General features: G+C 30.8%; 7 protein-coding genes. All 7 read right to left on the bottom strand.

Annotated elements, in window-relative coordinates:
- Positions 1 to 529: 529 nt before the first annotated feature.
- Complete coding sequence (locus Arg41_RS07905; protein WP_157722267.1) at positions 530 to 703, bottom strand: hypothetical protein; 174 nt, start codon at positions 701 to 703, stop codon at positions 530 to 532.
- A 544-nt stretch (positions 704 to 1,247) separates the two neighbouring features.
- Complete coding sequence (locus tag Arg41_RS04245) at positions 1,248 to 4,907, bottom strand: hypothetical protein (protein ID WP_092343723.1); 3,660 nt, start codon at positions 4,905 to 4,907, stop codon at positions 1,248 to 1,250.
- Between the two features lie 156 nt (positions 4,908 to 5,063).
- Entirely contained in the window at positions 5,064 to 9,254 is a 4,191-nt protein-coding gene (locus Arg41_RS04240) for a hypothetical protein (protein WP_092343722.1), read from the bottom strand.
- A 96-nt stretch (positions 9,255 to 9,350) separates the two neighbouring features.
- Entirely contained in the window at positions 9,351 to 9,512 is a 162-nt protein-coding gene (locus Arg41_RS08170; protein WP_172792667.1) for a hypothetical protein, read from the bottom strand.
- 1,518 nt (positions 9,513 to 11,030) lie between these two features.
- The gene (locus Arg41_RS04235; protein ID WP_092490502.1) at positions 11,031 to 14,807 is read right to left on the bottom strand and encodes a hypothetical protein; all 3,777 of its coding nucleotides are present in this window, start codon (positions 14,805 to 14,807) and stop codon (positions 11,031 to 11,033) included.
- A 348-nt stretch (positions 14,808 to 15,155) separates the two neighbouring features.
- Positions 15,156 to 20,138, bottom strand: coding sequence for a hypothetical protein (locus tag Arg41_RS04230; RefSeq protein WP_092490501.1), 4,983 nt, complete (start codon positions 20,136 to 20,138; stop codon positions 15,156 to 15,158).
- Between the two features lie 1,428 nt (positions 20,139 to 21,566).
- Positions 21,567 to 25,538: a hypothetical protein gene (locus Arg41_RS04225; protein ID WP_092343533.1), complete on the bottom strand. Its 3,972-nt coding sequence runs from the start codon at positions 25,536 to 25,538 to the stop codon at positions 21,567 to 21,569.
- Positions 25,539 to 25,660: the final 122 nt, after the last annotated feature.

Raw genomic sequence — 25,660 nt, 5'->3', positions numbered from 1 at the left:
TCAAATAAGTACTTTTATTATTTTTAATTCAAGCACATAAGATCAGTATCTACTAAAGCTGAGCATCCCTATTTAAATAGATATCTCATTACGTAATATCAATATAGAATAACACATCTTATATATGTTAGCTCTTTATGATTTATCTAAATTTTATTTAGCAATAGAAAGTATATTTTAGATGTCGCTCTTAAATTAAAACCACTACTAACAATAGCATCACCAAATTTATATTGATTACTTATGATTTCAATTAATTTAGCATAAGTACAAAGTATTAGCGCACCTAAAAATTTTCTATAAGGCAAATGTTGTAATAACCTTCAGGATAAAGTCTGATCCAAAACTTGTCTTCCACAGCAAAACGAATCCTATTTTTTGATGTGCCCACTTATATGGCTACATGATTTTTTCTGAAAACATTTACCTATCCTAGATAAATCAGCAGTACAATCATCCCAAAATAGCCCGTACATACAAGATGTGATTTTATCAAAAATACTTGATTAATAAAATCATCTTTTGCCTCTTATCTTATACTTTTATCAAATTCTTTTTTTATTAATGCAGTAAATTCATCATGTTCATCATATACTTCTTTAATACCATAACAAGGATTATCAGCATAATTTAAAATATATGAACATTTACAATTAACAACACTCTTCAATTTACCAACTAACGTGATAACAAAATCATCCATCACATCTTCAATTTTATTAATGGCAAGAAAAGAAATTCATGACTTAAATATACAGGAAAACGCAGCAAAGCAACTAATATTAGGCACAACATTACTATCATAAAAATCAGGCCAATAAGATATTATATTTAACATAATTAGTCTTTCCAATGGAGTAACACAATATAAGAATAATCATTCCATCTCTGGATGGATGATTTTTCGTTCACAATTATTGTCTATAACATTGAATATCGCTTCAACAATCTAGTCCATACCCATAACCAATACATAAATCTTGCAGTTTTTGATCAAAACTACATAAAACTCTATTATTAGTAATAGCAGGAGTAACATGCAAATGTATCATCTTGGCACATTACTCACAGGCACATTATCAAAAGAAAAAACTACCGTACTTATGATGACCTTTATTAGCACATATCATAATTTTTATCACTATTTACTTATATATCTTAAAACAATCACGAAAAAAGTAACACCAATGCAAAAAAACAATAACACTAGCACATAATATATTAACTTACTTGCGCACATTTCATTATCAACAGGCAGAGCCGCCATACAAACAACCCTCCTTAGTAGTTAGATTTAAGTTCTTAATCAATTTAACAACACGATTCTTAATAAGATAATCTCTATCGCTTGCAATACTGTCCATAAATTTTTCAAAAAAATACTTTTTTTCCTCATCAGTAATAAACCTACCACTTCCTGAAGGTTCAACCAATTGTGCTTTTGACAATAACAACTTCAACCTTTCTAAAAAACCCATTTCTATAAATAAACTGCAACTTCCTTCGGCTACATCTGAGTTTATATTATCCAATAAAGATAAATTCACATCACCATCCAACAGTGAAGAATCAACAACTCCACTAACAATCGGACCTAAATTTCCAATAAACTCCAACCTAATATTATCGAATTCCTCCCTACATTTACCACTGAGATCATTAAAACCTAATGGTGATGCAGACTCCATCACAGAACTAACTATTTTCAAGTCATTACCAGATTCAGCATCAGAATTAGTTGTCAAATTTAAACATTTTCCATCTAACAATTTAATTACATCTACCCAAGTTTTTCTAATAACAACAGCAGATTGTCTATAAGCATATTTCATAATAGAATCTAGATGATTAGACCTTTCTTCAGGTGTAAGCACCCTAGTAATCTGGGAAGAACCATTAGAGGAAAGAAACACTGCCTGTACCCTCAACAAAACATCATTTATTTGGGTGCGCTCATCTTCTAGAATTGACTCAATCTCTTTCTTAGCAACTGGCAACAGTCTTCTCGATATATTTCCCCAAGGTAATCTATCAATGACTGTACCATCACAAAATTTGTAACCAGCTTCTAGCATTTCAAAAAACTTACCCTTAACACATTTATGGACATCGGACAAAAACTTCTTCCTTATATTTATAATGACATTGTCATCTTCGTAAGAAAAGTTGAACTCAGACGAAGACGACCCGACCAAACAATTAGCTGGAACAAAACTTTCAGAACCCGCAGAAACTTGATCATTATTATCATTATTTACTGGATTTACTGGAGAAGATACTATAGCGCACCATACCCTATTGGATAAAGTTCTCAAAGATCTATTAACAAGATCAACAATATTTCCTAAAACAACAGATTTCTCTTTATCCGTAAGCTCTCTACAAAGCCCTGAATCAACAAACACTCGTGATCTAGATATAGCTGCCTCTAGTTCTTTAATTTCATCTTCTACAATATACTTAACTTCCTCAATAGCAATCGGAAGTAATTTTTTAGATAGCCTAATCCACGCAAACCTACCAATAACAGTACCATCATCAAACTTATACTCTTTTTTCAAGATATCAGTAAATTTATCACATATCTTGGATTTAATTTTTTGTGAGTACCTCTTTCTGATATTCAAAATAGCAACATCATCACTATGACGAAATTTGACTCCCAAACTTTTTCTGCAAGCATACAATTTAGAATTTTTGGTCACAGAAACCCAAGATGACCTAACAGAATACATTAAACTCCTCTTTATAAACGAGCTAGCACGTAGCATGATATTATTTTTTTCGTCATCTGTAATTTCTCTGATAACACAAGAACATCCATTATTTCTATTAACGTCCACCACACGTGATTTAGAGACAGCTCTGTCTAATTCTGCATATTGACTTTTAAAAATAGGTTCAACCGATTCTATAGCAATTGGACACAATTCGCTGGAAACATACCCCCAAGAACAATCACTAACAAGCTTTCCACTGGGAAGCACAGCACCACTCTCTAACATACTAGAAAATAGCTTACGAAAATGATCAGAAATATCTTTGGAAAATTTTTTCCTTATAAAGGTAATAATCCTATCATCATCAGGATGGAGATTTAATCCCCATATATTACTAATCTTATCTTCCTTTAATTCTGAAGGCAATAATGTAATAAACCCTATATCCTTATCTAAAGGAGTAACCAAAGAATCACCATCATTATTAGAACCTCTATCCAATGTAGAAGTGGTATTGTGGCTCACATCTTCTTCAATCGTTCCTAATTCAACACTAACATCTTCTGGAACATTAGTTTTTGAAGAATTAATTATCCCCCCCCATATTCTGCTAAACAGTTCTCTATTTTTACGATGTACTCGGTTGATAAAAATTTTCAAAATAATATCTACCTCCTCAGAAGTAGCTCGTCTAGTGCCAGCAGAATATCCGTCAAACACACCATCATCTTCTAATACACGTACATTAAATAAAAACTTACATAGCTCTGCACGTTCCATCTCAACAATAGGTCTAACAGCCTCTTGTGCAACTGGAAACAGATTTTTTGAAATTTTCCCCCAATCAACCATGCTAATAACTGAACCATCTGGAAATGTATATCTTTCTCTTATCATTGCACAAAACTTGCTCTCAATTACATCTTTGTATTTGATTGTGAATTTACCCATTATAGATATAATTTTATAGTCATCACTAGGATTAAGTTTGATCCCCCATCTATCTTTTGTGGTAAAAGATCTACCACCTTTTGACACACGACTTCTAGCTTTCCATACTTTCTTCTGGAAACGTCTAACCATATTGGATAAATCATTTGAAGAACTATCTACTAGTGATTCGTACATACAACACACAATTCTGTCAAAAACTAATACACTATCACCTAAAAAAACTTCAGGTTTACCCCATACAGTCAATTTTTTTAAAAAACTACTAAAATTATCACGGGCTTCTTCTTCTACTATTTTCTTATCAAATTCTTTCCGTATCAAAAACCTAATTTCTGATTTCAATTTTATAAGATCACTAACGGCACTGTCACTATAGTTACAAATATAGAAACATTTAGAACGAACAAACCTCTCTAATTCGTTTGAACATTTTCCAACAAAACTACACATCATTCCATCAATCTTAGCAATTGCTAAAAGAGAAATATATCTACCGAATTTAAGAGAAAAAGATACAGGATGAGTAATACCAGACACAACATCCCCACCATAAACAATCTTACTACAATCGATACCTGAAATTAATGAAGATGACAATTCATTCTTACTACAAAAACTGTTCCAATGGCTACGTATCTTTACCTCTATCAATTTTTCTAGAACACTGACAAAATAAAAAAACAGTCGCTCCATTTCAGTATATGTCATCTTGATGTCAGAGTCCTCATATATACCATCGGAATCAAGAATTATCTTTATAATCTCGGGAATAACATCATTTTTCAAAACACCAACACATTTAGATCTCAAATCATGTAACCTTTTGTAAAAAAAAGATCTATCCCTACCTCCAGGTTTCAATGTGTTTTTACTATTTCCCTTATCTTTTAAAAAGTTAAAATTACCGTGAAAACATGCTAAAATGAGATCAACTTTATTTACAAAGTTAATTCTATGTCTATTCATAGCCACCAAGAAATCTCCGGCAAACCTATAACCACACTTAAGTGCGTATTCTTGTAAAAAACTACCATCGGAAAATTTAGGGGAGGTTACAACATTAACATCGCATCTATGATCGGAATAAAAATACAGATTACTAACAGTAGGAACGACAGGACAACCAGTAATTACCACCTGCCTCAACGGAGAACTATCACTTGTCTCAAGATTTTTGCAGCTACCATCTTGAGCAACATAAAAAACTTTACCATACCCATTAATACTATCCATAGTCCCACTATATTTTATTCAAACAGCAATGACAATGTTATCGCTTAGAAAAAAAATAATCATCTAACTATGGCATAATATACAATTAATCTTTGACATACCAACCGTCCAAGCAAAAATATAATTTACCTGGCCCCACAACAAAGGAATAAAAAATCAACAAGCAGAACTAAGGAGAAACTCCTCCTTAGTTGGGTCTATATTCTTCACCAATCTCACAATGCGATTATCAACAAAACAATCTCTGTCAATTGCAATATTATCCGTAAACTCCTGAAAAATTGATCTCTTTTCGTCTTCAGTAAGAAACCTATCTTTTCCCGAGGGTCGAATTACTTGTATCTCTGACAATAATAATTCCACCCTGTCAATAAATCCACCTTCCTTAAACAAACTGCAGCTTCCATCAACAACATCTGACTTTATTCTATCCAAAATAGATGGGGTAACATCGATATTTAACAATGACGAACCAACAACTTCAGCAACAATAGGTCCCAAACTTCCAATAAACTCTAACCTAATGTCATCAAATTCCTCTTTATACAACTCACTAAGATTAGCAAAATTAACAAAGGATGAACATTCTTTTCCCAAATCCAATATCTCATTCATATTTTTATCATCCATACCCATAATATCCACTTTTGACAACCTAGATACCCTTCTCCATACCCTCCTTAACATATCTAAAGATTGCCTATAGACAGATTTCATAATATCTTCAATTATATATAACACTTCTTCATTATTAAGTTCTCTAACCTCACTATAACCTCCACCCCCAGAAAACACCTTACGTGACTTCAATAAGAGATCCTTTATTTTCATACGTTCTTCTCGCAGTATAGGATCCATTTCCTTCTTGGCAATAGGCAATATTTTTTTTGACACCACTTTCCAAGACAATCTATCACTAATATCACGATCTCCAAATTCATACTCTTTTTTTATAATTTTACGGAATACAGCACTAATACAACAATTTAGCTTAGATGAAAACCTTCTCCTTACATTCAAAATAGCACGGTCATCTTCGTAATAAAGCTTTAATACTTGAACATCACCGCTACTTGCACTAAAACTAAGATCTCCTGTACCACCATCTGAAGAAGAAATCAAATGCATCCATAATTTTCTAGACTCACAAATAGAATGTTCATAAGCAGACTTCACAATAGCACCCAGGAAACTAGATATCTCTTCGGATGTAAGATCCCTATCCACAGTACATCCATCATTTCCATAAACAACCATCCGTGATTCCAATAATATATTATTTATTTTTACACTCTCTCCTTCCATAACACGACCAATTTCTTTCTTAGCAATAGGTAAAAGTTTATCAGACATCTTTTTCCAAGAAAATCTATCAGTAATCTTGCGATTGTCAAACTCACCCACTTTTTCCTTTTCTAGGATTTCGCTAAATTTAATATTGATACAACTATTTATTTTGGATAAAAACTCACTCCTTAATCTTGAGATATTATTATCATCCTCATTACGAAGATTTACTCTATGAGCATCAAATTCAGCACTAGAGTCAATACCAAAGATATCAGTAGATGATTTATTCTCTATGTCAGTACAATCAAACTCAAAAGATTTAGTGTATTCTTCACAAACTTCCACACCACCATGATCATCCTCCAAAGAAGAAAGTATATCTAGCCATATCTTACCAAATAAATTTTTTAATTCCCTAAATACAACCTTCATAATTTTTTCCAAAACGTTAGATTTCTCCTCATCCGTAATTTCTCTATCGGTCTTATAATCAGTTACAACACGCGATTTGGATATGACTTCTTCTAATTCCCTACTTTCGCCATCAATAATGTCCTTAACTAGAGACATGGCAATTGGATACATTTTCTTAGACACACGAAACCAAGCAAATCTACCAATAGTAGTACCATCATCAAATGTGTATTTATCACTTATCATTTTACTAAATTTGTCATATACTCTTAATCTGATTTTAGATGAATACTTCTTCCTAGTGTTCAGAATAGAGCTATTATCGCAGTATCTAAGCTTAAGCCCCCACACAGAGGTTTCTCTTCTATAAAATTTGTAAGATTCAAAGCTACTAATGACACTAAGCCATGATGATCTAACAGAATACTTTAGTCCTCTACCTACAATCACCCTAACACGGACCATAAGATCATTTTTTTCAGCAGCTGTAACTTCTCTAACAATACAAAAAGAATCATTATCTCTATTAACATCTACTACACGCACCTTAGAAAAAATTCTATCTAATTCTGAATATTGATCTTCAACAAGAGATTCAATTGAATCAATAGCAATTGGATATAACTCACTAGAAACATCCTTCCAAGCACACCTACTAATAACCCTTCCACTAGGAAGAACAGCCTCTCTTTCCAACATATCAGAAAATAATTCGCGAAGTAATTCCATAATTTTTGCAGAAAAACTCCTTCTGGTAAATAAAATAATCCTATCATCATCTGGATGAATATTTAATCCCCACATGCTGATGATTTGCTCCACCCTGAAACCCAATGAAGCATAATTTAATTCCATAGGTACTGCAGAAACTGCCGGCAACTCACCTTGCGCTGAAGAAACATCAACCAATGAACTGACATTATCAATCGTTGGAACTAACCTAGAACTTACATCGTCATAAACTACATTATCTCCCTGTACTATCAATTCACAACCAGAATCAACATGTTTTGAGACGGTATTTTTAGTGCCATTAATTAAACTTATCCAAACCAACCTAAATGTGTCTTTCATTTGGCGCTCTGACTTTTTGATTGCTGTTTTTAAAATACTGTTCTTTTCCTCACATGTCGCACATCTAGTACCAACATGAAGATCATCAAATATACGTACGTTAGACAAAACCTTAAGCAGCTCTACACGTTCGTCATCAAAAATGTCCCTTATTGTTTCCTGAGCAATCGGAAATAGTTTTTTAGAAATTTTACCCCATCCAACAGCACTAATAACTGTGCCATCCGAGAATTCATACTTTTCTTTTAGCATATAACTAAACTTACTTCTTATAACATTCTTAGATTTAGCAACAAATTTTCTCCTGATAGATAAAATTTTATAATCATCTTCGTGATGAAGATTAACTCCCCACTTATCCTTTATCGTGAAACGTTTACCACCTTTAGATACATGAAGCTTGGATCTCCACGCTCTCTTCTGAAATACTTTAATCGTACCAAGAAACCTATTGAAATAATTAAATTCCAGCAAGTTACGCATGAAACTATCAATTTCCTCAAAAACCAGTAATGTGTTTCTTCTTACTTCGTGCCTATCCCATATCAATAATTTACTTAAAAAATCACTAAAACTGTCCTTAAATCCATCTTCTACTACTTTTTTATCAAATTCTTTACGTACTAGGTATCTCGATTCAGATTTTAGATTTACAAGATCACTAACAACACTATCACTGTAATTATAAATATAGTAACACTTTAAATGAAAAAAATTTTCTAACTCATCTACAAATTTACCCATAAAATTGGAAATCATTTCATCAATCTTGGAAACAGCCATAAAAGAAATATATTTTCCAAATTTGCGAGCAAAAGCTGCTGGATAAGTAATATTATCCAGGCTCACTCTATAAAAACAATCATCGTAAGAAAGAAGATTGCTGTAATCGATACCGGAAGTTAGTGAAGGTATCAGATGTATTTCACTACAAAAATTATGCCAATGTTTAATTAGATTTACCACAATTAAATTTTCCAAAGATCTAACGAAATACAAAAATAATCGCTCCATCTCAGGATATGTCATTATACGATCATTATTTCTAATAACAATCTTACAATTAAAAATACTCGCTATTACTATAGGAATAATATCAGACCGTAATATGTCAACGCATTTAGATCTAAATTTGTACATATAATCATAAAAAAAAGAACAAATTTTACCTTTCAGATCTACCGTCTCTTCAGACTCTACTATACCTTTCAATAAGGAAAAACTATTTGATGAATCAGATAGTAATCTATCAACTCTCTCCAAAAAATCAATTCTATGCTCACACATGATAGAGATAAAATCTTCAGTGAACTGGTATCCACACTTAATTGCGTATCCTTGTAAAGGAACATCATTAAAAACTCCTGGTAACGATTTATAATTATTAACATAGCTATAACCATAATAAAAATCTCTATTACTATTATCAACTTCTGGAACCAAAGTAATACTAGAAGAACCTGAAACTACTGATTGCGTCAAAGAATGGGTATCATTTATATCATGATGCTCACAACTATCACCTTGAGCAACATAATTACGCCTTACATGCTTACTTATAATATCCATAATCTCACTATATATTAAAAAGAAAATGACAATCTTCTATCATAAAGATAACATTCATTTAACTATGGTATAGTACATGATTAGTTTTTGACATAGTCACAGCATCAACAGAAATATAATTCTTACATAACTACAGTAAAGACGCAAAAAATCATCGTAAAAATTTATGAATAAAATTTTTATCTGCTGTTTAATAAAAACCACCACATTGGTTACGTAGTAAGATCCTTGAAACATAACCTCCGCAAAAACTGCCATGATATATATAAACATTTAGAAATAAGATTTATTTTTCTTTCTAAGAAAATTCGTCAATTTATAATGATTAAAACACTTATGCTTATAGCACCAGCTATTATATATAATATGCCAAATAATTTCTCTACACCACTAGCCAATACTATCGGAATCAAACAACACCTAAAATAACTTGAACTTGACTTACTGAGACAAAATCTAATAAATAATTATCTATCAGTTATACATTAATAAAAAATAAGACAACATTGTAGAAATGATGAAAGCAAGAAATAATCTTCAATATAATTTTTGATAGCAAAAATATATAAATACGTAATTGCAATACCAAACTAGCACCTTCAAGTCTTAATTAAAAATTACTATCTTAAATACTATATAAGTCGATGCTAATTACTAACATATAATTCATACATATTCTTATCTTAATATACATGATTCATATATACATACACCATAATAACCAAAAAGCACATCACAAATTAATTATGGCCTACAAATAATTTACTTAAAACATCCTTAGCAAGAACAAGACAAACCAAAATTAATCGTTATGGTATATTTATATAACATAGTTTCTAATGTTAATAGGCAAAGAATTAATTACGCATATACATCTACCGTTAACATAAATTTCTGCCATCAATACTCTAATATTTCCTTAACGAGACAATTTAAACTTAAACTATATATTTAACACTATCAGTAAATATCTTAAAAAATATATAGTTTACCCAAACAATATAATTCATTAATACTTCATCCACTCGTAACATCGACAACAACAACTTCACTCTCACTCTATACAGCAAATAACCATCATCGAATAATAAACGTATCCCTTAGGATTAATCAAAAACAGGCAACGATATAACCCCCCCATTGAACAATAACACCCCTCAAATTCCATTAAACACTAAACTTACAACAAACCTCAACACGATATTATCTAAGCTCCATACACAGCAATCACCAATGTCAGTAAAGCCCTATAAAGACGTAAACTCTTTACTGAAAACATCTTCACCCGATATATTACTAAGTTCATAATCATAATTACGTTGTTACTACCTCTTAACCGTAAATTTTTAAGCACATCCACAAATCGACCACACACTCATTCCAAACAGCTGAAATAAACCACACATCCCCCACATCCATCATGATAAGTATAAAATCCTTAAAGTTTAATCGTTACTCTAAAAATATCACCACCATCATCAGATACCTCACCTATACAAAATACAAAAATTCACCAAGCACACCAACACCTACAACAATTAAACACGTAAAAATGAAAAAACCCACAGATCAACACCGATCCAACAACACCATCGTAATATCTAGTAAAATGACATCTTAATATATTATATTAGTATAATTTCATTAAAATAAACAATAAACACCACTGAATTCTTGGCAAAATCATAATTTACTTAATTTTGTTATAACGCTTTGAACCCACCATATAATTTCATGCCAAAATAAAAAAACAATAGGAAGTAGAGTAATCATTCTTTATACTACATGCGAAGACAATGCCAATTCCTCCGTTCTTTTTCTGACAAGATGGTCCCTATCACTATGAATAGAATCCATGAATTTATTAAAAAGATATTTTTTCTCCTCCTCAGAAACTAATCTAATCTCTCCAGATGATCCAACAATTTTAGCAGACGACAACAACGATTCTACCCTAGACCCAAAACCACCTTCATTAAACAAAATACAACTTCTATTAGATACTATCATGCTTATATCATCTGACAAGGATGTACCATTATCTACATCTAACAATAGCTCATTAACAACCTCACCAATAATTGATCCTAAATTTCCAACAAACTCCAATCTAATATTATCAAGCTCTACTTTATCTGCATCACTAATATCGAGAGACTCTAGCAATGACGAATAACCTTTACCGTGGTAAATTTTCTCTGATGTAGTATCACCACCCTCTTCCAAATTATCCTTCTCTGGCATCTTAACTACAACTCCCCAGATTATACTAAACTTATATACTGCATTCTTGTATACAGAACTCATAATTTCTTCAAGAGTACTTAATACTTCATCAGATGTAAGTTCCCTAGTTCTAGTGTGGCCATCCATACCATGAATAATAATTAGTGATCTCAATAATATCTCCCTTATTTTAACCCTCTCCATTTCTATAATTGGTTCAATTTCTTTCTTAGCAATGGGAATCATTTTTTTAGATATAATTTTCCAAGGATATTTATCAATAACCGTACCATCATCTAATGTACACTTATATTCTATCAGTTTACAAAATTTATCACTGACACACTTATTCATCTCAGATGAAAATTTCTTCTTCACCTTCAAAATCTCACGGATATTTTCACCTCTAAGTTTGGCACTAAACTTGCACTCAGCAGAATTTGAATCTAATTTTACAATATCTGATACATTAGGAGATGCTACAGATACTTCACGATTACAATTTACAACATCACAACTTTTAGTTTCTGTAAAATCTCTATTGCCACCGTCATTATTTTCTAAAGAAGCAATCACATTTCTCCATACCTTAGCCAGTAAGCATTCTAATTTTTTATCCATAAATTTCATAATATTCTTTAAAAGAACAGATTTTTCCTCATTAGTAGTCTCTCTATCAATTCCATGATCAACTATTATACGTGCTTTAGATACAACTCCCTCAGCTTCTATACTTTCACGTTCAATAATGTACTTAATTTCATCCAAAATGATAGGAAAAACTTTATCGGATACCATAATCCAATCAAGTTTAGCAATGGTGTATCCATCTTCAAATCTATATTTATCTTTTATAATCTTATGAAATCTATGATAGGCAACAGACCTAATTTTAGATGAAAATTTCCTTCTAATATTCAAAATAGAGCAATTGTCTTCGTAACGAACTGCAACTCCCCAATCATTAAGTATGTGTCTTTTATTAACACATTCATATTTTTCTTCATATCCAGACATTGGTGTATTAATTACATCCATCAACGATAACTTAGTGGAAACAATTAGTCTTTTATCTATAAATATCCTAGCACGTTCCATAAGATCACTTTTTTCATCATTAGTAACTACTCTAAGAGTGCAAGAAGAACCTTTATTCCTATCAACATCCATTATGCGCGTTTTAGATAAAACTCTATCTAACTCTAGATATTCGTTTTCAATAATAGGCTTAACTGATTTAATAGCAATTGAATGTAATTCAGTGAAAACTAAATACCAACAACATTTTCGTAGTACGCTACCACTAGGAAGAACAGTTTCCTTTTCTAACATACTAGAAAATAATCTGCGAAAATGACCCCTAATTTCTGTAGAAAATCTTTTTCTCATAAACAAAATAAGCTTATCGTCATCTGGATAAATATTTATCCCCCACCTATCGATAATTTTTCCTTGCAATAATGGAGGAGTAACCATTAAGTTACCTTTATCAACTACATGATCTACTGAATTACTAAATTCAGATACAGATGACAACAAACATGAATTCATATCCGAAACTATATTTTTATCATATTTATTAATATCTGGTATTTTTATTAAAGACACCCACACACTTCTGATCATATCTTTAGTTTGTATATATGAATTTTTAACAGCTATTCTTAAAATACTTTCCTTTTCTTCAGATGTAGCTTCTCTTGTGCCAATAGAACAACGACCCAATGCGCCAACATCTTTCATTATACGCGCATTAGATAAAATTTTAAATATACATAAACGTTCGTTATAAAGTAAATGTCTAACTTCTCCTTGAGCAATAGGAAATAAATTTTTTGAAACATCATTCCAAGAACCTACACCTATAACAGTACCATCGGAAAATTTATATCCTTCTTTCATCATTGAAGAAAACTTATTACGAATAATAATCCTAGATTTAGCAGAAAACTTTCTCCTAACAACTAGTATATTATAGCTATCTTCAGGATGAAGTTTAACTCCCCATTTGCTTTCTATGGTACGAGGAGAGCTGCCACCCTTTAAAGCACGTTCCTTGGAGGAAATTATTATATTCTTAGTTCTCGCAATAATCATAAGTAAATCTTTATTTACAGAGCTAATTAATGATTTATAGATATCACTAATAATAACTGAAATAACCGATGATCTATTTATTTCCATGAATTCAATTGCAAAATTTTTCTGATTATATATCACTGATTCCTTTAAAAAATTACTTAAATTGTCTTCTAACTTTTCCTTAGAAATCATTTTATCAAATTCTTTTTTTATTAATTTTATCAGTCCCTTTCTTAAATTCAAAATATCATCATAAGAATTATTACTGTAATTACAAATATAGATACAAGTGGAACGAACTAAGTTTTTCAATGAAGTAGCACATTTTTTAACAAAATTATCACTAATAATTTCCAATTTGGCAACGGTCATGAAAGAAATATAAACTCCAAACTTACAAGTAAATGCATCGGAACAATTAATGTTAGACGAATTTTCTGTAATATGAGGCCTACAAAATTTATAAGGAAAATTACTAATATTATCGGCAACAAAATTCAATGATAGGAGTAATTTATTTTTATTAAAAAAATGGTTCCAATAGTTAACTACTCCTGACATAATCAATCGCTCCAAAGCAGAAATAAAATTCAAAAATAACTGCTCCATCTCAGCATAAGTTATTTCTTTTTTATAACTTTCATTAACAATCCTACAATTAAGAATAACTTTTATCACCATAGGAATTATATCGGACTGTAAAATATCAGTACACTTACCCATCGAATCGCATATATCTTTAGAAAAAGAATAGCAAACTGTATATATTGTTTCTTTCGTAATGTCACTCATGAGAGAAATTACATTATCTAACTCATGTAAAACGTTACTAATTTTATCCGCAAAGATATTTTTGTAATTATTAATAACTAACATAAAATTCTCATCAAGATTATTTCCGTATTTACTTACATATATTTGAAAAAAATTATCATTATGTAATTCATCCATTACTTCAAATTTCGTACTATATTCATATATAGAATTCAATTTCTGTAATAATTTGTACTTTGCAGGATAAAATTTATAGATATTTACAAAATATGAATAATTATGATCATGACAAATAATTTCATCTAATGAAGAAATATAGGATACAATTTCTATCATCTTCATTAACAAGTATGGCAATCCTTCCTTAGTAAAACGATCGGTAGTAAGGCGCTCATCCTGGTCTGCCAGCACGGACAAAGAACCATCGTCATATTTATCATTTGCCGATACACTACTTCTATAAATGTGCATTTATGATATCCATGTCTGTATACCACTATTATTCTATGTGATGTGCCTATTTTCCAAAAAAATAACACGATATGGTAGTGTATATATCATGATAAGATATAACAATACCAACACTGGAGAAAATGATAATCCTGTATATTAGCTCCCATTGAATAGGAATCATGAATAAATTTTATTGATTTCAATGGATTCATTCTAGTAACGCACCTATCATCTCAAAAATTATAATGAAGATCTCATTATAATAATGTTGATTATAATTACATAACCATCTTTACAAAAGCAACACCATCAATGCCGTAGTAATAATATCGATAGTAAAACATCAATAAATTTGTTTGATTAAAATTATGTCAAAATAGAACTTGCATCAACCCCAATAGGCACTACACCAACAACTAAATTTGAACGCCTAAACTCTTCAATACGTTTTTTTACAAGATAATATCTATCCTTATCAAGGTTATACATAAACAATCGAAAAAGAAATTTTCTTTCATTGTCAGTCAGAGATCTATCATTTCCAGATGAACCAACAACTTTGGCAGTAGATAACGCAGCCCCCACCCTAGAAAAAAACCCCTCTTCTTCAAACAAAACATGGCTTTTTCTATAGACAGTAAGGTTAACATTATGCAAGATAGACCTAAATTGAGGCAAGGATGCATCGGCATCTACTAGCAGTGATTCCATAATCTCACCAACAATAGGCCCTAAAACTCCGAAAAATTCTATCCTAATGTTATCTAATTCCGTCTTATCCTCATCCCTAAGATCAACAAATCTAATAACCTTTGATATATAGAAATCATCTGAAGTAAAAATAGAGCGCACAGACTCTTCTGAGTATTTTCTGTCTGACGAATTCAGTATACTTTCCCAAACACTTCCAAAAATATCTATTGCCTGCTTACGAACCGATCCCATTATCCTATCGAGGGTAGTGGATACTTCATTATCCGTCAATTCCCTAGTGTGATAGTAAGAACCATCATAAATTTTAGGAATTACCACTCGTGATTTCAATAAAATCCCATGTAGAGCTATACGTTCGTCCTCTATAATTGGTTCAGCTTCTTTTTGTGCAATAGGAATAAGTTTTTTAGATAACTTCCTCCAAGATAGTTTACTAATGACAGTACAATCATCAAATTTATATTCATTTTTAAGCATCTCACAAAATTTATCATGAATATAAATCTTCATAGCATAAGAAAAATTTCTCCTTTCATTTATAATTAAAATCTCGTCATGGTAACGAATCTTAATTCCCCAAGTTGGTACAGCAAGAGATGACCCAGATACAGATTCCTCTATAATATCTTCAAGAGGCAAATCTTCTTCTATGATATCTTCTTCTTCATCACACAGTATAGAAGAAACTGTTCCTGATTCAGTAATTTTCGATATACCATCGCTAGCATCATAATTTAAACAACCTTTTGAATACCTTTTATGTATCAGTCTAATCACACCACCCCAAACTCTACTGAACATGCACAATGACTGTTTGTGCACAGACTTCATAATCTTTTCCAAAGTAATAAATCTTTCTTTTTGAGTTAGAGCCCTGGTCATACCAAATGATAAATCAGATCTAGAAAAAATATCATGTGAAGACATTAATACACGTGACTCCAGCAAAATATCATTTATTTCTATACGCTCCCTGTCCATAATTGGCTTTATTTCACTTTCCGCAATAGGTAATAATTCCTTAGATATATTTGACCAAGACACCATCCGAATGACAGTATTACTATCAAATCTATATCTTCCTTTTAGCATCAAATAAAACTTATTACGAATACAAATACTCATCTCGGACGAAAATACCCTCCTGGCGCTTGAAATGGCCAAATTATCTATGAACCTAAGCTTAACATCAGAATAAGTATTATTATCATCTTCTATTGATTCACAAACACCCATCTTAATTGATGACGAATCTACAGAAGATGATTTCATTAGTACTGATACAGAACCACTTCCTACTTCACCCAAAATATTACCCATTGGTGGCCCAATTACACTCCTCCAAACTCTGCCAATCATATCTATTGCTTGTTTATATACGAACTTCATAATATCCTCTAAAGCACTTAATCTTTCTTCACAGGTAAGTATTCTAGTATCCTTAGAAGAAAAACTATCAGAATCTGAAATAACTATACGTGATTTCAGTAATATTTTATTTATTTCAATACGTTCCTTTTCCAGGATAGGCCTAATCTCTTTCTTAGCAATGGGAAGTAGCTTTTTAGAAACACACTTCCACGAAGATATACAAATAACACTACCGTCGTCAAATTTATAATTATTTCTTAGCATCTCACTAAACTTGTTATGAACAGAAGCCCTAATTTCAGATGAAAATTTTCTTCTAATAGAAAAAATGGTATCATAATCCTCATAAAAAAGATCAACAGCAAAACAATGATTTTTATTACCACAACCTCCATCAACAAATAAAATAATTACATCTTCCCATATACCTTTAAACAAAGATTGTGATTCCTTGCGTACAAGTTTCATGATACTTTCTAAAACATTAGATTTTTCTTCATCTGTAAGGTCTCTAGATGATTTGGAATCAACTACTACCCGTGCCACACGTAGAATTTTGTGTAATTCACTACGCTCATTATCTAAAATAGGTCCTATTTCATTCTTGGCAATTGGCGAAAGTTTTTTAGATATTCTTTTCCAAGAAGATTTGGTAATAACAACATCACTATCAAACCTATAGCTACAATCTAACATGCCATAAAATTTGCTGTATATAGTAGCACAAATTTCAGATGCAAATCTTTTTCTTACATTTAAAATAGCGCTACTATCCTCACAACGGAGCACTATTATACAATCATTACACAGATAAAATTCATCGATACTTTCGAATTTCTCACTATACTCATTAATCATATAGTTTTCTTTTGCAGCATTAGATACTTCCAACCATAGTGTACTAATCGCGGACTCTAAATCTTCATGTATAAATAAATTAACCCGATCCATAACAATTTCTTTTTCATCATCATTAATCTCTCTAACACAATAATGAGAATCACTTAATAGCGCTTTATCTGTGACAACATCTATAATTTGCAACTTAGATAATGCTTTACTTAATTCTAAATGCTCATATTTAATTGTTTTCTCAACTGATTCTTTTGCAATTATGTACAATCCACTAGGAACAACATGCCAAGAATAATCGTTGTCACCAAAAAGTATTACTGGAAGTACAGTCTTACTTTCTATCATAAAAAAAAATATCCTACTAATAATAGATCTAATCTTTATTGAAACATTTTTCATGATAAACAAAATTGACTCTACTTCTTTCGGATGAATATCTAAACCCCATTTATCAATAATCCTATCCTTATTAATTCTAAATGAATCGTAATTTGAATTATCAGATGATAACGAAGATGTTGTAAATGATTCTCGTCTCAGAGATAAATTAGAAAACAATAAATATTCATCTTTAGTTGGAAGTGATATTGATGGAGAAGATTCATCAATATCCCGATTTTCAACTTCTAAAGACATTGCTTTTTCATGTACAAAACAAACATCTTCTGATATTTCTATATTTGTAGTTTTAATTAAATTTTCCCATATTATTTTAAAAGAATTCCTATTTTGTAGATCTAAGTCACCCATAGTAATCTTAAAGAGGATATTTTTTTCTTCAAATGTAGCCTCCCTAGTTCCAACGTTAGACCCATCAAATAAGCAATTATCTTCTACTATACGAGCACTAGAAAAAAGTCTATATAACTCGTCAGACTCCTCCTTAACAAGATGACTAACCAATTCCTTAGCAATAGGATATAGTTTGTCAGAGATTTCACCCCAAGAAACCATACTAATAACAGAATCATCTTTAAATTCATATTTTTCTTTTAGCATTTTGGAAAAATTATCTCTAATGACTTTATTATATTTGGATATAAACTTCCGCCTAATAGACAAAACATTATAGCTATCATCGGGATGAAGCCTCACTCCTAATTTATCTTCTATGTCTATCAAATAATTACCGGATTGAAATTTAGCATCAGATATAGCACTTTTAGACCTTCTTATTATTCCGTGAAAATATTTAATTATTATCTTAGAGTCTTTAACAGCAGTATTAAGTAATGACTCAAACATAACATTAACAATTCCACTAAAAAGCACTGACTTATTTTTTTTTACATCCTTAGTTACATATTTATCCTTATCAAAAACTGACAATCCATTTAAAAAACTACTAAAATTATCCATATAAATTTCATCATTTATATTTTTATCAAACTCTTTTCTTATTAAGGACTGCAATTCGTATCTTATTTTTTTAATATCATCAATAGCATTAACACTGTTATTGCAAATATCAACGCATTTAGAATGAATGACTCTTTTTAACTCAGCCGAACATTTCCTTACAAAAGCATCAACCATAACATCAACCTTGACACTAGCCATAAAAGAAATGTGTAAACCAAATTTGTATGTAAAAGCAGAAGAACAAAAAATATTGGTAAAACTATTACTATAAATAGGAATACTAAAATTGTTAGTATAGTCAATATAAGGAAGCAATGATGAAATTGACATGCTTTTATCAAAAAAGCAATCCCAATAATTAATTATCCTTGACACAACCATCCTCACTGCCGTAGTAACGTAATGCAGAAAGAAGTCCTCCATCTCACGATAGGTCATTTCTCTCTCGCCTTTATCACAAATAACCTTAGAATCAATGATAATACTTGCTATTACAGGAACAATGCTATAACGCAAAATATCAGTAAATTTAGGTTTCAAATGACACACATATTTGCAATATATTGATTTAGAAAAATCAAGAAAAATTTTTTTCATTGAATTACTTATATTTTTCTGATCTTTTTTTAATTCATAAAAAAAAGGAAAACTACCTTCCAAAATATAATCAACCTCGCTTATAAGCTTTTTCTCGTTTTTACCAATAAGGAACAAAAAACTCTCAGTAAAGCGATATCCATTCTTTATTGCATGTAATTGAAAAAAATCATCAGCATAAATTTCAGATATTGTTTTAAATTCAGAACAACAATCATAGAAAGAACATATATCTTGCCAAAAATTATCGGTCAAAGAATGATCATCAGTTTCATTACCATCAACAACCGTCGATGTAATAGCATCAACACCACCTGCTCCATCAACTATTTGTGACAAAGTACCCATCACATCAGTTTCAGCAAAATTACTACCGACATTTAAAACTTGATCACTTTGACCGCATAGTGAAAAATCATCTTGCTTTGGTAATAATACATTGCAATTCATATATATCTATATTTTCCAATACGATATCACTAGACTTATTTTAAAAACTACACTTAACCGACATTATAAAATTTACTTTACTTACTAAGACACCATGCACACACCTACACCTACACCTACACAATTAACATACAATGTGTCAGATGTATATCTTGCCATATATATAAATGCTTAACAATTATTAATAAACAGATTCACTAGCAACAACTATCAAAATTGCAAATGATTGTACCTTCTTACTATCAAATACATAATACCTTAAATAGGATAAAGGCATTTAATCCATAAGGATCAACAAATAACATACCATTTGAGTGTCTACGTATTTTAATATCATTGTAGGATATAATTTCTATGATCATATTTTTAAGATTTATGCCTGCCACTAAGACAATCAATATAATAATAGCAACTTAAACATTCGGAGGCATCACATCAACGACAGTCAATAAATACAAAAAATCATGGCTGGTTTAGTATAAATACAAATCACAGCACATAAACTACATCAAACCAATATACTAAAAAGCACAATTAGACAAAAATCACTCAATAATCACGTTTATCTCAACATCTTCCATCTTAGTAACATAAAGCTATTTTTCATTAAGATAGACACTGCAATTAAATTTATCAACAATCTCCATTATATCCAAAATCGCTATCATTTTTTATAATATCAATAAATTTACTATACCCATAAGTCTAAAAACACTACCCTTACATTCAGGTAATCATCATACATAAACAATTCAGATCTCAGTAAAATACATCAACATAACAATATCTAAGCAATAAAAAATATTCTTATGATAAAAATACCACAGTTCATAATTAAGCAAATTTCGTTATCGCACTTTAGCATACCATTACAAAACCATAACTTTTAATAGCTAAATATCCACCACCAGGTAATTATTTTTATTCGAACATTACTATCATCAACGAAAGCAGTAGATAGCTACATAGATACAATTCCTACTGCAAGTTCTTTTTTGGGAATAATAGGCTAGTCACTATAAAAACTGCCCATAAATATCTAAAAAGATACCATTTTCATTATTATCAAGTAATTCAATCCAACAATTTTAGCAAATAACAACAACGACTCTAACTTAGAAAATTACATTACTTAGACAAAGCATAAATACCATTTGATACAATTATTAAATTCTCAACTTTCCTTGTACGCGATATAAAACTTCTCCTTTATACATAAACATCACAGAATTAGAACTAACAAACTTGGAACTCCCAACAAAAAACCTGACATTAAAAACTATTTTAATATACATTAATTTAACTAATAGCCAATTATATAAATATAAGTTGGCATGTGCTTTCAAGCACAACAATCTCATTATTTCATATTAACAACTACCCATTCTGTTATAAGGATATTTATAAGATAGTTGGTTAGTACAAATTTCAAATCTTGGCGTAGGAATGATCACGACTAACACATCCAAAATCAGAAAATATATTTATCTCATTTTCATCATGGTTCTCACCCTCAACCCTGGACAGAGAAGATGAGTTTGCCCTAGAAGAGTGGTGTAGTAGATTAAATTCCCTGGTACGTTTTCTTACAAGATGAAGTCTGTCATTGTAAACCCTGCACATAAAAATTTTAAAAAAAAGTTTCCTCTCGCTATCAGTGATAAACCTACTATCACCGGATGATTCAATTGCTTGTGCACATGACAATAAAGATTTTATCCTGCAAAGAAAACCACCCTCTTTGAATAGAAAGTCGCTTTTTTTGACTACATCATAATTTATATCCTCCGGCACTAGCACTGATATATCAACATCCAACAATAATGAACTAATAGCTTTACATATAATAGGACCTAAATTTCCAATAAATTCTAATCTAATATTTTCAAGTTCTGACTTATCTTCATCCATTAGATCCGGTAATTTTGAACTTGATACAATACCACTACCAAAATCATAACCAACAAATGATTCTAGATAATTTTCATCCAAAGATTCAACAACTCTATGCCATACCCTAGCAATCAAATGGGATGCTTGTCTATGTACAGACCTCATAATAGTTGCCATAATATTGAATTTCTCACTAGATGTGAGATTCCTAGATCTGCTGTGTCCACAAGGTTCAGAAACTATTACCCGAGATTTAGACAACATCTCATCTATTTCTACCCTCTCCCTGTCTATAATAGGATAAATCTCCCTCCTAGCAATAGGCAACATGTTTTTAGAAATATGTTTCCAGTCAGATTTACAAACAACAGTTCCATCGTCAAACTTATATTTGTTCTTTATCATTTCAAGAAACTTCTTCCGAACACAAGTATTTATCTCATAAGAGAATTTTTTCCTTACATTTAGAATAGCACTATCATCTTCATAGCTAAGATCACTGTAACAAAGTACAGTCTTAGAACTATCATCAGCAAAAACAGTATCTTCTACATTACCGGAACTTTCATCTAGAGAAAAAATTATATCCGACCACACCTTACTACACAAAGATTTCAAGGCGGTAAATACAAGTCTATTAATATTTCCCAAAACAATAGATTTCTCTGTAGGCATCAGTCCTCTATCAGTTGAAGAGTCAACTACCACACGTGCTTTAGATATAACATCTTCCAGCACTTTACTTTCATCATCCAGGATATGTTTAACTTCATTCCTAGCAATTGGTGATAGTCTTCTAGACATCCTGAACCAAGCAAACCTACCAATAGTAGTACCATCTTCAAACACATGATTATTATCTATCATAGAACTAAATTTATTCCAGATACTAACCCTCATTTTAGCTGAATATTTCTTTCTGATATTCAAAATAGCAATATTATCATCATAGCGAAGTTTAACACCCCAGCTACCCTTTACCAAAGAATATTCATCCACATCTTTAGACATTTCTTTGTACCCATATTTAGTTCCAAGTTTTATCTTAGTATGGGGAAAAATATTACGATCTTCACAATTACCATCTACTACGGAAACATTGTCAACATCTTCATGTACTTCTTTAGAAGAATAATTATCTTCCTTTAACCTAGAAGCATCTATCCAGGATAATCTTACAGAATACTTTAATACTTTTTTTATAAAAATCTTGGCTCGTAAAACAAGATTATTCTTTTCATCATCCGTAATTTTCCTGATAGTGCAAAATAAATCATCACTTACACTAACATCTACGACACGAGCTTTAGATATAACTTTATCTAACTCTGCATATTCTTCTTCAAGAATTGATTGAACTGATTGAATTGCAAGTGGAAATAATTCACTAGAAACAACAGCCCAAGAAGAATTACATAGCACTTTGCCGCTTGGAAGAACATCTCTACGCTTTAACATCCCAGAAAACATTATACGAAGGTAATCTACAATTTTGTTTGTAAATTTTCTCCTGATAAACAAAATAATTTTATCGTCATCAGGATGCAAGTTTAATCCCCACCTATTAAAAATTTTTTCCTCTTTCATTCCTAAAGAATAACAGCTTAAATTTTCAGATGATGAATCTGTTTCCAACATTATATTTTGCGATAAAGAGGTCGAAACTATCAAATCTTCACCATCAACCGGAGATGCTAATTTAAAATTGGCACAATTATTAGAAGTTTCATCAGAAGATAATAATTTATCTACGCAATCATTTTTTTTTGAGATATTACTTTTTTCCTTTTTAACTAAATCTTTCCATATTTTTCCAAAAGAGTCTCTAATTTGACGATATGCATATTTAGTAACAATTTTTAAAATACTATCCCTTTCTTCAGATGTAGCTTCTCTAGTTCCAGAATAACATCCGTCAAATATACTAACATCTTCTAAGATACGCATTTTAAACAATATGCTATGTATTTCTTTGCGTTGCTCATCAAGAAGGTTTCTAACTGTTTCATGAGCAATGGGAAATAGATTTTTTGAAATTTTATCCCAATCAACCGTACCAACTACTATGCCATCTGAGAACTCATACCCTTCCTTTAGCATCTCACTAAATTTATCATATATAGCCTTCCTAGACCTAGAGTAAAACTTCTTTCTAATGGACAAAATTTTATAATTATCTTCTGGATGAAGTTTAACCCCCCACTTATCTTCTATAGTACGGAAATGATTTCCCCCTCTTAACACACGTCTTCTAGATGACCATACACTTTTTTGAAAACGTATAATTATCTTATATATATCATCAGGAAAATTATCTAACAAAAAATCACGCATATGAGAGACAACATTGTCAAAAATTAACAATTTATCATTTTCTGTAACTTCGCACTTATTCCATATCAATAAATCATCAAAAAAATTAATAAAGCTATCTTTTATTTTTTCTTCCATTATTTTTTTTTTTAATTCTTCTTCTAGAAGAGGACTTGTTTTATAATTCAATTCTCTACGCAATTTTCTAAGATCGTCAAGAACACTACTACTGTAATTACAAATATAAGAACACTTAGAGCGAATAATTTTCCTCAATTCATGATAATATTTATCAAAAAAATTACTTATAATCTCATTGATCTTAGCAACGGCCATAAAAGAAATATATTCCCCAAAACTATGGGTAAACGCGGCTGGATGGATGATGTTAGGAATACTTATTTTTTCATAATTATAAGCACTAGTAAAAGGATTGCTCCAATCGATATTTGATATCAATGACAATAGATGTCTGTTTTCATTGCAAAAATTACTCCAATACCTCATTGCCCTCACTATGACCAATCTCTCTAAAAAAGTAACAAAATATAAAAATAATTGTTCCATTTCAGGATAGGTCATTTTACGCTCAAACTCACCATCAATAACCTTAGAATCAAAAATAGCTTTTATCACCTTAGGAATAATCTTAGATTCTAAAATCTCAATACATACAGGTCTCAATTTATATAAGTATCTAGAAAAAGAAGAGCAAATTTTATTCATTAAGTCTATTAAAATTACACGACCATCCCCTAATCTCTCCAAAAAACTAAAACTATTACATAAATGAGTCAAAACAGAATCAATTTTATTAACAAAATTATTTTTATATTTATTCATAATTGAATAAGAATCTTCAGTAATCTTATATCCACATTTAGTTGCATATTCTTTCAAGAAATTATCATCACAAGTTTCTGACATTGATTGAAGATTAATATTATACCCATAACCACAACATAAATATTTTAGTAATTGATGGCAATAGGTAACATCGTTTTTTGTAGAGTTAGAAATAACTAAGTTAACAGGAAAAAGATCTGTGCTTGTCAAGGATTTAAAAGAATACTGTTCATTTATTTCAAGAAATTTATCGCAACTAAATGTAGCATCATCAGATTTGTCAGAGCACGCATAATAGCCATCCTGATTAATAAAATAATATTGTTCATTAGTATGTATTCCATCCATATTATTACCATATCTACTTCTATCATCAACCTATAATACAGTTAGTTATAGATAGACAAGACTATCTTTTTATACAGCTAAGCAAAATATTATTAGGATGAGAACAAATTTCATCAACTAAA

Source organism: Candidatus Ichthyocystis hellenicum (assembly GCF_001460935.1).
Taxonomy (GTDB): Bacteria; Pseudomonadota; Gammaproteobacteria; order Burkholderiales; family 2013Ark19i; genus Ichthyocystis; species Ichthyocystis hellenicum.
The sequence above is the reverse complement of the archived record's forward strand: the minus strand, read 5'-3'. Positions and strand labels throughout refer to the sequence as shown.

Bases quoted from the DNA above. Each gene is read 5' to 3' on its own strand.
- Arg41_RS07905 (WP_157722267.1), bottom strand. From the start codon at position 703: ATGGATGATTTTGTTATCACGTTAGTTGGTAAATTGAAGAGTGTTGTT.
- Arg41_RS04245 (WP_092343723.1), bottom strand. From the start codon at position 4,907: ATGGATAGTATTAATGGGTATGGTAAAGTTTTTTATGTTGCTCAAGAT.
- Arg41_RS04240 (WP_092343722.1), bottom strand. From the start codon at position 9,254: ATGGATATTATAAGTAAGCATGTAAGGCGTAATTATGTTGCTCAAGGT.
- Arg41_RS08170 (WP_172792667.1), bottom strand. From the start codon at position 9,512: ATGGCAGTTTTTGCGGAGGTTATGTTTCAAGGATCTTACTACGTAACC.
- Arg41_RS04235 (WP_092490502.1), bottom strand. From the start codon at position 14,807: ATGCACATTTATAGAAGTAGTGTATCGGCAAATGATAAATATGACGAT.
- Arg41_RS04230 (WP_092490501.1), bottom strand. From the start codon at position 20,138: ATGAATTGCAATGTATTATTACCAAAGCAAGATGATTTTTCACTATGC.
- Arg41_RS04225 (WP_092343533.1), bottom strand. From the start codon at position 25,538: ATGGATGGAATACATACTAATGAACAATATTATTTTATTAATCAGGAT.